At 71.4% G+C, this 12,600-nt stretch carries 15 protein-coding genes; 10 read left to right on the forward strand and 5 right to left on the reverse strand.

Annotation, left to right across the window (positions count from 1 at the left end; all coding sequences use genetic code 11):
* Window positions 1-135 precede the first annotated feature (135 nt).
* Window positions 136-438, forward strand: coding sequence for a hypothetical protein (locus EV671_RS22690; protein WP_132576107.1), 303 nt, complete (start codon window positions 136-138; stop codon window positions 436-438).
* A 175-nt stretch (window positions 439-613) separates the two neighbouring features.
* On the opposite strand, the gene EV671_RS22695 is transcribed toward EV671_RS22690, so the two are convergent.
* A complete protein-coding gene (locus EV671_RS22695; protein WP_132576109.1) occupies window positions 614-1,240 on the reverse strand; it encodes a YceI family protein in 627 nt (208 codons plus the stop codon).
* A 99-nt stretch (window positions 1,241-1,339) separates the two neighbouring features.
* On the opposite strand from EV671_RS22695, the gene EV671_RS22700 reads away from it, so the two are divergent.
* The 5 genes from EV671_RS22700 to EV671_RS22720 all read left to right on the forward strand — a co-directional run bounded on the left by EV671_RS22700 (window position 1,340) and on the right by EV671_RS22720 (window position 4,941).
* Window positions 1,340-1,879, forward strand: a complete 540-nt coding sequence (locus EV671_RS22700; protein WP_132576111.1) for an Mpo1 family 2-hydroxy fatty acid dioxygenase — start codon at window positions 1,340-1,342, stop codon at window positions 1,877-1,879.
* Between the two features lie 11 nt (window positions 1,880-1,890).
* A complete protein-coding gene (locus EV671_RS22705; RefSeq protein WP_132576113.1) occupies window positions 1,891-2,904 on the forward strand; it encodes a 2-dehydropantoate 2-reductase in 1,014 nt (337 codons plus the stop codon).
* 90 nt (window positions 2,905-2,994) lie between these two features.
* Window positions 2,995-3,573, forward strand: coding sequence for a cysteine hydrolase family protein (locus EV671_RS22710; protein WP_132576115.1), 579 nt, complete (start codon window positions 2,995-2,997; stop codon window positions 3,571-3,573).
* On the forward strand, window positions 3,566-4,552 hold the full coding sequence (locus tag EV671_RS22715) for a GlxA family transcriptional regulator (protein WP_132576117.1): 987 nt from the start codon (window positions 3,566-3,568) through the stop codon (window positions 4,550-4,552). The genes EV671_RS22710 and EV671_RS22715 overlap by 8 nt, the downstream gene beginning before the upstream one ends.
* 143 nt (window positions 4,553-4,695) lie before the next feature.
* Complete coding sequence (locus tag EV671_RS22720) at window positions 4,696-4,941, forward strand: hypothetical protein (protein ID WP_132576119.1); 246 nt, start codon at window positions 4,696-4,698, stop codon at window positions 4,939-4,941.
* Window positions 4,942-4,992: 51 nt separating this feature from the next.
* Here EV671_RS22720 and EV671_RS22725 read toward each other — a convergent pair whose 3' ends face one another.
* From EV671_RS22725 to EV671_RS22735, 3 genes are all read right to left on the reverse strand, one after another.
* Window positions 4,993-6,132 (reverse strand): serine hydrolase domain-containing protein, encoded by a 1,140-nt coding sequence (locus EV671_RS22725; RefSeq protein WP_132576121.1) that lies wholly within the window; start codon window positions 6,130-6,132, stop codon window positions 4,993-4,995.
* 22 nt (window positions 6,133-6,154) lie between these two features.
* Window positions 6,155-8,368 carry a TonB-dependent receptor gene (locus EV671_RS22730; protein WP_165917689.1) on the reverse strand — a complete coding sequence of 738 codons (2,214 nt, stop codon included), beginning with the start codon at window positions 8,366-8,368 and terminating at the stop codon, window positions 6,155-6,157.
* A 68-nt stretch (window positions 8,369-8,436) separates the two neighbouring features.
* Window positions 8,437-9,492 (reverse strand): AraC family transcriptional regulator, encoded by a 1,056-nt coding sequence (locus EV671_RS22735; protein ID WP_165917690.1) that lies wholly within the window; start codon window positions 9,490-9,492, stop codon window positions 8,437-8,439.
* A 269-nt stretch (window positions 9,493-9,761) separates the two neighbouring features.
* Between EV671_RS22735 and EV671_RS22740 the strand changes: the two genes are divergently transcribed.
* A complete protein-coding gene (locus EV671_RS22740; protein WP_132576127.1) occupies window positions 9,762-10,199 on the forward strand; it encodes a hypothetical protein in 438 nt (145 codons plus the stop codon).
* A gap of 106 nt (window positions 10,200-10,305) precedes the next feature.
* Complete coding sequence (locus EV671_RS22745) at window positions 10,306-11,064, forward strand: TerC family protein (protein WP_132576129.1); 759 nt, start codon at window positions 10,306-10,308, stop codon at window positions 11,062-11,064.
* 10 nt (window positions 11,065-11,074) lie between these two features.
* Here the strand turns inward: EV671_RS22745 and EV671_RS22750 are convergent, their stop codons facing one another.
* On the reverse strand, window positions 11,075-11,761 hold the full coding sequence (locus EV671_RS22750; protein ID WP_132576131.1) for a DUF6445 family protein: 687 nt from the start codon (window positions 11,759-11,761) through the stop codon (window positions 11,075-11,077).
* Window positions 11,762-11,788: 27 nt separating this feature from the next.
* Here EV671_RS22750 and EV671_RS22755 point away from each other — a divergent pair, with 27 nt between their 5' ends.
* A complete protein-coding gene (locus EV671_RS22755) occupies window positions 11,789-12,187 on the forward strand; it encodes a DUF1801 domain-containing protein (protein ID WP_132576133.1) in 399 nt (132 codons plus the stop codon).
* Between the two features lie 8 nt (window positions 12,188-12,195).
* Window positions 12,196-12,585, forward strand: a complete 390-nt coding sequence (locus tag EV671_RS22760) for a hypothetical protein (protein WP_243655852.1) — start codon at window positions 12,196-12,198, stop codon at window positions 12,583-12,585.
* Window positions 12,586-12,600 lie beyond the last annotated feature (15 nt).

A 12,600-nucleotide genomic window follows, 5' to 3' on the forward strand; every position in this document is an offset into this window, starting at 1 on the left:
TTCGCGTGCATGACGCTTTCCCCAGATGAATCCCGGGCCATGTTCGGATTCTGCGATTGGACGCGATGGGTCGGGAATCCTGTCGTCGTAGACGCTTCGACGGGTGCCCGCCTTTACCGCGTGCTGGAGCGCGCAGTGAACGACATCATCGACACGGTGTATTTTGAAGAAAACGGAGACCGTACCAAGCTCGAATTTCGCAACGGTTTGTGGGCCTGGGTTCCGGACGATGAAATGGGCCCGCACCAGATCCGTGTGCGGCATCAACGCATCAGCGAGGCTTTGATCGTCTTGGGCAGCAAGGGCGCATTGCGCCTGCTCCCTCGTCGAAGGGATCAGGTGCGTCTAGAAAGGTTCTTCGAATGGACAGGAATCGTGGCCTACTTCGCTGCGATCCTTGCGCTTCTATGGCTGGCAAAGGTCGGCGTGAGCGCCTAACGCGCCCTCGCATGGCGATCGAGCCAGTTCCCGCGCTCTCTCCGAGCCCGGCCCACTCACGGGCGAGTACGAATCCGGAAATCGAGACCACGGCACGGCTGGGTCGTGATTGGCAAGCAATGGGGGCCCGTCGCATGAACGTGCACCGCCAAGTCGCGGCAACTGCTTTGGCGCCCTACGGCTGGCGCACCTCGAACTGCACCACCAATTCATCCTGCACCGCCAGCAACCCGCCCAGCACCGTGAAGGGCTGGATGCCGAAGTCGCTCTGCCGGATGACGACCTCCCCGCGTGCGCGCCGGCCCTCGACCTCGACGACGAACCACTGCCGGCGCACGCTGCCGTGCAGCGCGATCTCGGCCTCCACCGCGCGCCGCGGCCCCTCGCCCAGTTGCTGCAGCGTGCGTGCGACGACCTCGGGGTGGGCCGCCGCATCCAGCGCCTTCAGCAGGTTGGCACGCGTGCCGGCGCGGGCCTCGTCGTCCACGGCGCTTGCGAACGCCGGCCCCAAGCCCGCCCGCAGCGCCGGCGGGTCGATGTCCAGCGCGTCGAGCCGAAAGCTCAGCACCGGCCCCGCCGCCGGCCAGTCCACGCGCAGGTCGCCCGCGCGCAGCACATGGTTGTGGCCGAGGCGCGCGGCCGACCCGCCGCGAAACACCAGCACCCGCAGCGCATTGCCGCCCGCAGGTTCAGCGGCGCTCGGCGGCGCGGGCGGCGGGTTCGCGCAGCCGGCCAGCAGGGCCAGGGCCAGCGCCAGCAGGCCGCGTCGCCCGGGCGACATCGATGGGGTTGGGACGCTCAAACTGCACGCTCATTCGGGGGTTTGGACAGGGACGCCCCGCGCCGCAACGCCGGGCTGGTCTAGCATAGCCATCACTCTCCCCCCGCACGGAGCCCGATCATGGCCAGCCTGTTCCGCCCCGCCCTCGACCTGATGGCGCAATACGCCGCCTACCACCGCGACCGCCGCAACATCGCGACCCATTTCATCGGCATTCCGCTGATCGTCTTCGCCGTCAGCGTGCTGTTCGCGCGCGTCGAGTTCACGGTCGGCGCCGCGCCGATGAACGCGGCCATCGTCGTCTGGGCCGTCACGGCGCTCTGGTATCTCACGCGCGGCAACCTCGTGCTCGGGGCCGCCACCGCCATCGCCAACGGCGTGCTGACCGCGCTGGCCATGACCGCCGCCCAGGGCTCGACGACCAGCTGGCTCGGCATCGGCGTCGGCAGCTTCGTCGTCGGCTGGGTGTTCCAGTTCATCGGCCACTACTACGAGGGCCGCAAGCCCGCCTTCGTCGACGACCTCGTCGGCCTGCTCGTCGGCCCGATGTTCGTCGTCGGCGAGGCGATGTTCATGCTGGGCTGGGGGCGCCGGCTGCTTGAGGAAATCGAGCAGCGCGTCGGCCCGACGCATCTGCGCGACCTGGCGCATCCCGTCTGAGTGCTGCCGCGATGACCGGCGTTCTGGTGATGGGCGCCGGCTCGGTCGGCTGCTATGTCGGTGGCCTGACCCAGCTTGCCGGCGTGCCGGTGCACTTCGTCGGCCGCCCGCGCGTGCTGGCCGGCTTGCGCAGGAACGGGCTGCGCCTGACCGACCAGGACGGCCTGGACCGCAGCATCCCCGCCCTCGAGCTGCGCCTGCACGACGAGCCGCCTGCCGGCCTCAGGCCCGACCTGGTGCTGCTGTGCGTGAAGTCCGGCGCCACGGCCGAGGCGGCGACGGCCCTGGGCCTGACGCTGCCCCAGGGCACGCCCGTCGTCAGCCTGCAGAACGGCATCGGCAATGCCGACCTCGCCCGCGCCACCACGCCACAGCTGCACTGGCATGCCGGCATGGTGCCCTTCAATGTCGCCGAGCTGGCGCCCGGCCACTACCACCGCGGCACCGGCGGTGCGCTGGCGGTCGAGGCCAGCGCCGACGACACCGCCCTGGCCGCCTGGCAGACCGCGCTGGCCCGCATCGGCATGCGGCTGGACCTGCATGCCAACCTCGCCCCGGTGCAGTGGGGCAAGCTGCTGCTGAACCTGAACAACCCGGTCAACGCCCTGTCCGGCCGGCCGCTGCGCGACGAGCTACTGCAGCGCGGCTACCGGCGCGTGCTGGCGGCGCTGCAGGAAGAAGCGCTGGACCTGCTGGACGCCGCCCACCGCCCGGTCGCCCAGCTCACGGCGCTGCCGCCGCGCCGCCTGCTGGCCCTGCTGCGCATGCCGACCTTGGTCTTTCGCCTGGCCGCCGCGCGCATGCTGCGCATCGACGCCAAGGCCCGTTCCAGCATGGCCGACGACCTGGCCCAGGGCCGCACGACCGAGGTCGACGCCCTCTGCGGCGAGGTCGTACGCCTGGCCGAGAGCCTGCACCGCGCGGCGCCGCTGAACGCCCGGATGAAGGCGCTGGTACAGGCCTGGCCCCAGCGCCGCCAGGCCTACTCGCCGGACGAGCTGCTGCAGGCCCTGAACCTGTCCTGAATTGATCCATCTCCGTCTGCCGGCGCGTGGCGACGGATGGCAGCCGGCGGAACACTGAGAACCTCGAAACAGCCCCCACCGAGACCCCTCATGACCACCGCCCTCATCGTCATCGACGTCCAGCAATCCTTCGCCGGGCGCCCCTATTTCGAGGCCGACGGCCTGCCCGCCTACCTGGCCGCCCAGAACCGCCTCATCGAAGGCTTCGAGGCGGCGGGCCTGCCCATCGTGCGCGTCTTCCATGTCGTGCCCGACGCGAGCGGCACCGACCCCTTCAGCCTGGCCAGCGGCCAGGTGCGGCCGCTGGCCGGCCTGCGCGACTTCGACGCCGCGTTGACCGTGCACAAGAGCCGCCACAGCGCCCTCGTGGCCAGCGGCCTGGACGTGTGGCTGACGCGGCAGGGCATACGCCAGCTCGTCATCAGCGGCATCCGCACCGAGCAGTGCTGCGAGACGACGACCCGCCATGCGTCCGACCTGGGCTGGGACGTCATCTACGTGCCCGAGGCGACACTCACGTTCACGATGCAGCACCCCGACGGCTCGCCCCTGACGCCCGCCCAGCTCCGCGCCCGCACGGCCGCCGTGCTGGCCGGCCGCTTTGCCCGCGTGATGGACACCGAGGCCGCACTGCGGGCCGTGACCGACGAGGAAGCCGCGCTTGCCTGAAGCCAGACAGGCCAAGCAGGTCGTCTTCGTGCTGCAGGACGACAGCCTCGTCCTCGACTGGGCCGGCCCGGCCGAGGCGCTGCGCCTGGCCAGCCAGGAGATCGCCGCGCTGGGCCTGGGCGTCGCGCCCTTCGCGCTGCGCTTCGTCGCCGCAGGGGCCGAGTCCACCGGCTCGGTCGGCGTGCAGCTGCAGGCGCTGGAGCCGCTGCCGGCCGCGCTTCCCGAGGGCAGCTGGGTCGTGCTCGTCGGCCGCACGTCGGCGGCCGAGGCGAGGACGCCCGCGGCCCGCAGCGAACTCCTCGCCTGGCTGGCCCGCCTCGCGCCCGGCCGCACCGGCCTGCGCCTCGTCACCGTCTGCTCGGGCGCCCTGCTGGCCGCCCGGGCCGGCCTGCTCGACGGCCGCCGCGTGACCACCCACCACCAGCACCTGGATCAGCTCGCCCGCCTTGCGCCCAAGGCCACCGTGCTGCAGGACCGCGTCTTCGTGCAGGACGGCGAGGTCTTCACCAGCGCCGGCGTGACGGCCGGCATCGACCTGGCCCTGCACCTGATCGCGCTGCATGCCGGCGAGCTGGTGGCCGCGCGCGTCGCCGAGCAGATGGCCGTGGCCCTGCGCCGCGGCCCGGCCGACCCCGAGCTGTCGCCGCTGCTGGCCCACCGCCAGCACCTGAACGCGCGCCTGCATCGCGTGCAGGACGCGCTGAGCCGGGCGCCCGCCGAGGACTGGCCGCTGGAGCGCATGGCCGAACTCGCCGCCACGACACCGCGCACGCTGAGCCGGCTGTTCGCCCAGCACGCCGGCACCAGCCCCCAGGCCTGGCTGCGCAGCGTGCGCCTGGCGGTGGCCAGGCACAACCTGCAGGCCGGCGCCAGCGTGGCGGCCGCCAGCGAGGCAGCGGGCTTCAACTCCGAGCTGCAATTGCGCCGCGCCTGGGCAGCGGCGGGCTGGGCCGGCACGCCGTCCAGCGCGAGACGCTAACGCCGGGTCAGGGCGGCCCTAGCTCATCTCCGGAATCTGCGCTTCATCCGCCTGCGCCGGCGATTCGTCGCGCGGGGCTCGCGGCACTGGGCGTGCCTGCAGACACTGCAAGCACTGACACAGCCAACCCACCGGAGCCCGCCATGAACACCGCCGCCACCACCTTCATCGTCGCCATCGCTTCCGTCGCCGCCGCTGCCGCCATCGGCGTCGGCCTGGCCAACCACAAGGCCGCCCCGGCCTCGCAGGTCGTGAAGCTGGAGCGCGTGGTCGTCGTCGGCAAGCGCGCCGAGGCCAGCACCGTCGCCCAACTGCCGCGCGTCGTCATCGAAGGCCGCCGCGACACGACGACACTGGCCGCCGCCCAGGCGCCGGTCTGGATCGTCTGAGCCCCCGCGCTGCCGTCAGTCACCCACCCGCCGCTGGCGGGTTTTCTTTTTTCAGCCAGCGCTGGCGTAGAGCGCCTGCACCAGCGCCGCCGCGTTCGGCCCGCCGACAACCCCGGGCGCCATGCGGTTCATCATGTAGGCGAGGCACAGCCGCCGCTCCACATCCACCAGCACCAGCGAGCCGCCCCAGCCGCCCCAGAAGCAGATGCGCTGCTCGGGGATGAAGGGCAGCGTGGCCGGCTCGGGCAGGCCATAGCCCAGGCCCATGCACAGCGGCACGCCGAGCACGAGGTCGACGCCGCGAGCCTGCACGTCGAAGATGCGGGCCACCGTCGTCGGCTTCAACCAGCGGCGCCCGCCCAGCGTGCCCTCGCAGGCAACGATGGACTGCAGCTGGGCCACGGAACGCGCATTGCCATGGCCGTTGGCGGCGCCGATGTCGGCGCGGCACCAGTCCTCGCGGTGGCTGTAGGCGGCGTCGGGCGCCGGGTTGGCCAGCGTGCGCACCATGGGGCTGGCCAGGTCCAGCACCGCCAGGTCGATCGAGGATGGTGGTGGAGGCACGACGCGGGCGACCCGGGCATCCAGCGCCGGCGGCAGGCCGATGTAGAAGTCCGCGCCCAGCGGCCCGGCCAGCTCCTGCGCGAGGAAGTCGCCGGTCTTCGACCCCGTCACGCGGCGGATCAGCTCACCGACGAGATGGCCGTAGTTCAGCGCGTGATAGCCCGAGGCGCTGCCCGGCGCCCACCACGGCGACTGCGTGGCCAGCAGCGCCGTGCTGCGCTCCCGGTCGCAGAGGTCGCCCATCGTCATCGGCTGCTCCCAGCCGCTGACGCCCGAGGTGTGGCCGAGCACGTCGCGCACGAGGATGCCGCTCTTGCCGTTGGCAGCGAACTCGGGCCAGTAGCAGGCGACCGGCGCGTTCGGGTCCAGCTCGCCGCGGTCGATCAGCGTCAGCGCGCACAGCGATGTCATCGTCTTGGTCGTCGACCAGACATGGGTCAGCGTGTCGCGCTGCCAGGGCCGGGTGCGGGCTTCGTCGCACCAGCCGCCCCAGTGGTCGAGGACGAGCTCACCCTCGACCGTCAGCGCCAGCGACGCGCCGAGGTCGTCGCCCTGTTCGAACAGCGCGTCGAAGGCGCGCGCCAGCCCTTCCCAGCGCGGTTGGTGATGGCCTTGCAGATGCTTCATGGTGTGCTCCTCACCCAGCAGTTCAAAAGTCGTAGCTCAGGCCGACGGCGAACTGCCGCGGCGGCGTGTAAGTGACCTGGCGCGCCGCGCCGAGCACGGGCGAGGCGATGCTCATGCTCGTGAAGGCGGCCTTGTCATTGGCGTTGCGCACGTTGGCCCAGAGCTTCCAGTGCCCGGCCGCGGGGCGCAGCGTGGCGCTCAGGTTCAGCAGGCCGTAGGCGCCCTGCATCGCGTCCGGCGTGTTGAACTCGGTGAAGTAGAAGCGGCCGCGCCAGCTGTAGTCGGCGCGCAGCGTCGCCCGCAGCTCGGCCACGCTGCCGGCCCACTCGGCACCGACCGTGAGCTGCTGCCTGGACGCCTGCGCAAGCTGGCGGCCGCGCACGTTGACCGGCGTCGTCGGCGCGTTGCGCAGGTCGACGTTGGTGAAGGCCGTGTACGTCGGGTCCATCAGTCCGACGCCGGCGGACAGCGTCAATGCGGGCAGCGGCTTCAGCGCCGTCTCGATCTCGACGCCATCGATGCGCGCGGCCGAGGCGTTGGCCAGGAGGGTCATCGCCTGGCCGACCTGGGACACCTGCATGTCCTTGTAGCGGCTGCTGAAGGCCGCAAGGCTGAGCACGCCGCGGCGCTCGAGGAACTCGGACTTGAAGCCGAGCTCGAAGCTCGCGACCTTCTCGGGCTTGACGAGGTTGGGCTGCAGCGCGCCGAGGTTGACCGCGCCGGACTTGAAGCCATGCGCCAGCCGCGCATAGGCCAGCGTGCCGGCAGCGGGCTTGTATTCGACGCCGATGCTGCCCGGCATGCTCGTCCAGCCGTCGCTCGGGTGGCCGGTGCCGGCCAGGCCGAAGGCGGCGATGTTCTGGTACTCGTCGGCGCGCTTGCTGTCGTGGTTGACGCGCAGGCCGGCCAGCAGCGACCACTGCGGGTTCAGCGCGTGGCGCAGGTCCACGTAGGCGGCCATCGAGCGCGTATGCACCGTGCCGCCGAGCAGAAAGCCCACACCGCCCGGGAAAGGCACGGTCAGCGGCTGGCCCGGCACGATGAAGCCCAGCGGCACCTGGGCGCTGATGGCGATGTCCTGGCGCTGGTCGAAGTCGATGGCGGTGACGCCGGCCATCCACTGCCACGGGCCGGCGTCGTCGGAGGCGAGATGGATGTCCAGGCCCTTGTCGGTGCTGGCGGTCGAGAAGCCCGAGGTCGCGACCAGGGCCTCGGTGCCGTCGCTGTCCCAGAGCCGGTCGGCCTTGCTGCGCCGCCAGCTCAGGGACGCGCTCAGCGTGTTCGTGCCGACCGGGAGCTCCAGCAACGCCAGCGCCGTGTCCACGTCGACGCGATTGCTGGCGCCCTGGCTCTTGACGACGCGCGGGTCGCTGCTCTGCGTGACGTCGTAGAGCAGCACCGGGATGGCGGCCGGGTCGGCCAGCACGGGCACGCTCATGCCGGCGTCGGACTCGCGGTAGTGGCCGGCAACGAAGCGCAGCGTGCCGGCGCCGCCCAGGCTGGCCTGCAACTGGCCGCGCAGTGCACGGCTGGACAGGTCGTCCAGGCGCTTCGGGCCCACCGAGCCCGGCCCGCCGGGCAGCACCGGCCCGGCGGCCTGGCCGGCCAGCGGGTTGCGCGTGTAGCCATCGGACTCGCGCACCTGGTAGGACAGCCGGCCCTGCAGGCCGTCGCTCAGCGGGCCGGACACGAAGCCCTCGCTCTCGCGCCGGTTGTCGCCGCCCACCAGCAGGCCCAGGCGCGCCTGGAAGCTGCTCGTCGGCAGCGCCGAGATGATGTTGACGGCGCCGCCGGTCGCGTTGCGGCCGTAGAGCGCGCCCTGCGGGCCGCGCAGGATCTCGACGCGCTGGGTGTCGAACAACGCCGTGTTGGAGCTGGTCTGGTCGGAGACGTAGGCGCCGTCGTTGTAGAGCGCCACGCCGGGGTCGCCGCCGGCCAGGATGAAGACGTTGCCGATGCCGCGGATGAAGACCTGGCTGGCGCCCTGGCCGTTCGTGAAGCTGGTGTTGGGGCTGAGCAGGGCCAGGTCCGCCAGGCCCGTGTCGCCACGCTCGGCCAGGCGCGCGCCGCTGAGCGCCGTGATGGCGGCGGGCGTCGTGTCCAGCACGGTCACGCGGCGCTCGGCCGTGATGACGACGCGCTCGATCTGCTGCGTGGCTTCGGGAGCGGTCTGCGCCGCGGCGAGCGCCGGCAGCAGGGCCAGGGCCGCGGCGCGCGCGATGGGCTTGAGTCTCATGCTCTGTCTCCGGTCGCCGCGTCTGGGTGGCGGCGTGCAGGCATGGTCGCGACCGGTGCGCGGGCCGGCTATGGCGTATCGGCAGCGCGCTGTGCCGATTCGGAACTTCCGCGCCGGTTCAGCGTCTGGCTGGGCGATTCGCCGAAACGCTCGCGGTAGCGCGCCGCGAAGCTGCCGAGCTGCCAGAAGCCCCATTGCGCGGCGATGGCGGTCACCGTCGTACCGGAGCCGACGGCGGCGCGCAGTTCCTCGCGCACGCGGTCCAGCCGGTACTGCTGCAGATAGCGCTGCGGCGACACGCCGAAGTGGCGCTCGAAGCCGCGCGCCAGCGCACGCACGCCGACGCCGGCAGCCGCCGCGATATCGGCCACCGAGGGCACGTCGGCCGCGTGGGCATGGATGTAGTCGCGCGCCCGCTTCGTCGACGGCGGCAGCGCGGCCGGAGAGTCGAAGCCGCGGGTGTAGCTGTTGGGCCAGGCCAGCAGCAGCTCGAAGAGGGCCGCGTCGCGCAGGCTGGCCTCCAGGCGCTGCGCGGCCACATGCGGATAGGCGGGCGTGGCAGCCAGATGGCCGAGCACGCGCAGCAGCGCGGCCACCGGCGCGCCGCCGGCACCGCAACGGTCGGCAAAGCGCAGCGGGTGGGCCAGGTCCGAGCCGAGCAGCGCGCGGCAGGCACCGGCCATGTCGGCATCGGCCACACGCAGGTTCAGCAGTTCCATGTCGCCGGACATTTCCAGGCCCTGCACCTCGTCGGGCGCCATCACGCCGGCGTCGCCCGCGCCGTAGCGGGCCTGGTCGGCGCTGCGCCAGACCTCGCCCTGGCGCAGATAGGAGAACACCCAGTGCCCGTGGGCACGCGGCATGGCCATGCGCGTGGGCGTGCCGTAGCGCACCTCGCCCAGATGCAGGCGCGCGAACTCGGCGCCGCGCAGCTTCAGCGCGAGGCTGCCCTCGTGGCCGACGCGCAGCGCGTGCGGGCCGTAGACGCCGCAGAGGATGGCCTGGGCCTCGTCGGGGTTGGTCGTCTCGCAGACGGAGACCAGGCGCGAATTGCTCAGGGCCGCATCGACCTCGGCGCCCTGCAGAGGGCGCTTGGCACTGACGGCGGCGGCGATGGGCAGCATGGCCGGGTTGTAGGCCAATTCATGCCCCCGCGCCATCGGGGCGCATGCGAGCGCGCCACAGTCACCCGCGGGACAGGGGTGACGAGCGTCATCCCCTAGTTCGCGGCGCATTTCGGGGCGTTCGTCCATCCCGTCGCGGCTGGGCCGGACTCGGTGGCCGGTTTGCCGTGCCGGTCACATCGACATCGCTGCGCCGAGGGGCCCTCCAGACACTGCCGGCAGCCCACGGCCCGACGCCGCCGGGCCTCAATCCTCCAAGGAGCATCACGATGAACTTCAAAGCGAGCTTGTGCGCTGCCGCGGCAGCGCTGACCCTGTCCTTCCCGGCGTTCGCCCAGGAATCGAGCTACACCCAGGGCTCGGTCTGGTTCTTCTCCAACATCCAGATCGAGCCGGGGCAGTTCGAGAACTACATGGACTACCTCGGCGCGAACTGGAAGAAGGTGCAGGAGCTGGGCAAGAAGGAAGGGATCATCCTCTCCTACCACGTGCTGTCGGTGAACGCGCAGCGCAACGGCGAGCCCGACCTCATCCTCGCCGTCGAGCTGAAGGACTACCGCACCAAGGCCCAGGGCGAGGCCTTCCAGAAAAAGGTCGAGGCCCTGCTCGCCGCGGACGCGCGCCAGCAGACGAGCGCCTCCGGCCAGCGCGGCACGATGCGCAAGCTGGTCGGCAACATGGAGCTGCAGGAGCTCGTTCTGAAGTAGCGCGCGCCGCAAACCCACCGAAAAACGGAAGCGAGGCTCAACCTGGGGCTGTCCGTGGCGAGCAGGACGCTGGCGACAATGCCCGGCCCACCACGGACGCCTCTCCATGCTCGAACTGCTCGCCAACCCGCAGACCTGGATCGCCCTCGCGACGCTGACCGCACTGGAGCTGGTGCTGGGCATCGACAACATCATCTTCATCAGCATCCTGGTGGACAAGCTGCCCAAGGCCCGCCAGGAGCTGGCGCGGCGAGTGGGCCTGTTCGCGGCGATGTTCATGCGCATCGGCCTGCTGCTGGTACTGGCCTGGATCGTCGGCATGGTGGAGCCGCTGTTCACGCTGCCGGTCCTCGACAAGGGCATCTCGGGCCGAGACCTCATCCTCATCAGCGGCGGCCTGTTCCTGATCTGGAAGAGCACCGGCGAGATCCACGGCTCGCTCGAGGGCGAGGACGAGGCCCATGGCGGCGGCAAGGCCCGCGCGGCCTTCGGCGCCGTCATCCTGCAGATCATGCTGATCGACCTGGTGTTCTCGCTGGACTCCATCATCACGGCCGTCGGCATGGTGGACGACGTGCGCGTGATGATCGGCGCCGTGATCTGCTCGGTGGGCCTGATGATGCTGTTCGCCGGCCCCATCGGCCGCTTCGTGTCGGACCACCCGACGATCAAGATGCTGGCGCTGAGCTTCCTCGTCGTCGTCGGCGTCGTGCTGGTGGCCGAGGGCTTCGGCCACCATGTGCCCAAGGGCTATATCTACTTCGCGATGGCCTTCTCGCTGGGCGTCGAGATGATGAACATCAAGATGCGCAGGAAGGCCGCGAGCAAGGTCGTGCTGCGCCAGCAGATCCCCGGCAGCGAGTGACCAAGGCCTGTCAACGCGCCATCCAGAAGAACACCGCCGTCATGCGGCGCTCGGCCAGCGCCTCGCCGACATAGGCCGAGGCGCTGTGGATCAGGTCGGCGCGGTAGAGCAGCAGGCGGTTGAAGCGCGCATCGACCGCGACGTCGGGAACGAACAGGCCGTTGGGCACGAAGCGCGTGCCGAAGGCCTCCACCAGGTTCGCGAAGCGCGACGGCACGCAGTTGCCGCCGAGCCGGCCGTCCGGATGGACCACGCGGAAGAAGGACGTGCCGGCATGGGCCGGGATGTCGGGCGACAGATAGAGCACGGCGGCGTAGGTGCACAGCGCGCGCGAGTCGGTGTGCGGCTTGACGCGGCCCTCGCCCATGCCCACCACCTGCACGCAGTTGTGGTTGATGCGGTCGGTGGCGCCCACCTGCGGCGCATAGACCTTACGGCAGCCGGTCTGCTTCAGCATCCAGCGCTCCAGCGGCGCCAGCTCCCCGGCCGTCAGCCCGGGCTGCAGGCGCATGCCCGGCCAGCTCTCGGGCCGGTACGGCGCGCCCAGCACCCAGTCCTGCGCGGCCAGCGCGCGTTCGCGCACGGCCATCGGATCGGGCAGCGCGTCGTCCAGCACCCAGTAGTCGCGACCGGGCCGGAGCTCGCGGTAGACGAGGCGGTTCAGCTGCGGGGCCGGAGCGCGAGGAGGCTGGCTCATGGTGTGGCGGGAGTCTAATGAAGGCCCATGGACGGCATCTTTCATTTCCCTGCCGCGGCCCGGCGCGATGCCGCCGTCGAGGCCTGGATGGCGGCCCGCCCGGTCGAACTGGGCGGCCTCGCGCGGCAGTGGTTCGACGCCATGCGCAGCTGTGGCGCCGATGTGCGCGAGCTGCTGCACGACGGCCACCCCACCGCCTGCGTGGGCGATGCGGCCTTCGGCTATGTCAACGCATTCACCGTGCATGTCAACGTCGGCTTCTTCAAGGGCGCCGAGCTGGCCGACCCCGCGGGCCTGCTGCAGGGCAGCGGCAAGGCCATGCGCCACGTCAAGCTCAGGCCTGGCGAGCCCGTCGATGCCGCGGCCCTGCAGGCCCTGATCGCGGCGGCCTGCGCCGACATGCGTCGGCGCGTCGGCGCCGGCTGAAGCGGGCCATGACCGTGCATCTGGCGCCGTTCGTGGCCTTCGACGGCTTTGCGTTCAGCCTGGGCGTGGAAGACCTCGTCGCGCGGCTCGGCCCGCCCGAGCGCCAAGCGCGCAACGAAGCGGCGCTCAACGAGTACGACTATGGTCACAGCGTGCTGCGCTTCCAGGACGGCGGCCGGCTGGAGGAGATCACCAAGCGTGCGCCGGTGCTGCAGGTGGGCAGCGTCGCCATCCCCTTCGCTGCGCTGGCCGCCTTCGTGCGGGCCCAGGATGGCGGCGCCTTCGAGCGCGCGGGCTTTCTCGTCAGCCCGCTCTACGGCATCGCCTTCGTGCCGGAGCAGCCCGACTGGGTGACGGCGCTGGCGCGGCATTGCATCCCGACCTGGCGGGCGCTGTAGCCTGGCGGCCGGCCT

The sequence above is a fragment of the Roseateles saccharophilus genome, assembly GCF_004342485.1.
In the GTDB taxonomy this organism is placed as follows: domain Bacteria; phylum Pseudomonadota; class Gammaproteobacteria; order Burkholderiales; family Burkholderiaceae_C; genus Pelomonas; species Pelomonas saccharophila.

Coding starts and splice junctions, on each gene's coding strand:
- EV671_RS22700 (WP_132576111.1), top strand. CDS start 1,340: ATGGCCAGCCTGTTCCGCCCCGCCCTCGACCTGATGGCGCAATACGCC.
- EV671_RS22705 (WP_132576113.1), top strand. CDS start 1,891: ATGACCGGCGTTCTGGTGATGGGCGCCGGCTCGGTCGGCTGCTATGTC.
- EV671_RS22710 (WP_132576115.1), top strand. CDS start 2,995: ATGACCACCGCCCTCATCGTCATCGACGTCCAGCAATCCTTCGCCGGG.
- EV671_RS22720 (WP_132576119.1), top strand. CDS start 4,696: ATGAACACCGCCGCCACCACCTTCATCGTCGCCATCGCTTCCGTCGCC.
- EV671_RS22725 (WP_132576121.1), bottom strand. CDS start 6,132: ATGAAGCATCTGCAAGGCCATCACCAACCGCGCTGGGAAGGGCTGGCG.
- EV671_RS22730 (WP_165917689.1), bottom strand. CDS start 8,368: ATGAGACTCAAGCCCATCGCGCGCGCCGCGGCCCTGGCCCTGCTGCCG.
- EV671_RS22735 (WP_165917690.1), bottom strand. CDS start 9,492: ATGCTGCCCATCGCCGCCGCCGTCAGTGCCAAGCGCCCTCTGCAGGGC.
- EV671_RS22740 (WP_132576127.1), top strand. CDS start 9,762: ATGAACTTCAAAGCGAGCTTGTGCGCTGCCGCGGCAGCGCTGACCCTG.
- EV671_RS22745 (WP_132576129.1), top strand. CDS start 10,306: ATGCTCGAACTGCTCGCCAACCCGCAGACCTGGATCGCCCTCGCGACG.
- EV671_RS22750 (WP_132576131.1), bottom strand. CDS start 11,761: ATGAGCCAGCCTCCTCGCGCTCCGGCCCCGCAGCTGAACCGCCTCGTC.
- EV671_RS22755 (WP_132576133.1), top strand. CDS start 11,789: ATGGACGGCATCTTTCATTTCCCTGCCGCGGCCCGGCGCGATGCCGCC.
- EV671_RS22760 (WP_243655852.1), top strand. CDS start 12,196: ATGACCGTGCATCTGGCGCCGTTCGTGGCCTTCGACGGCTTTGCGTTC.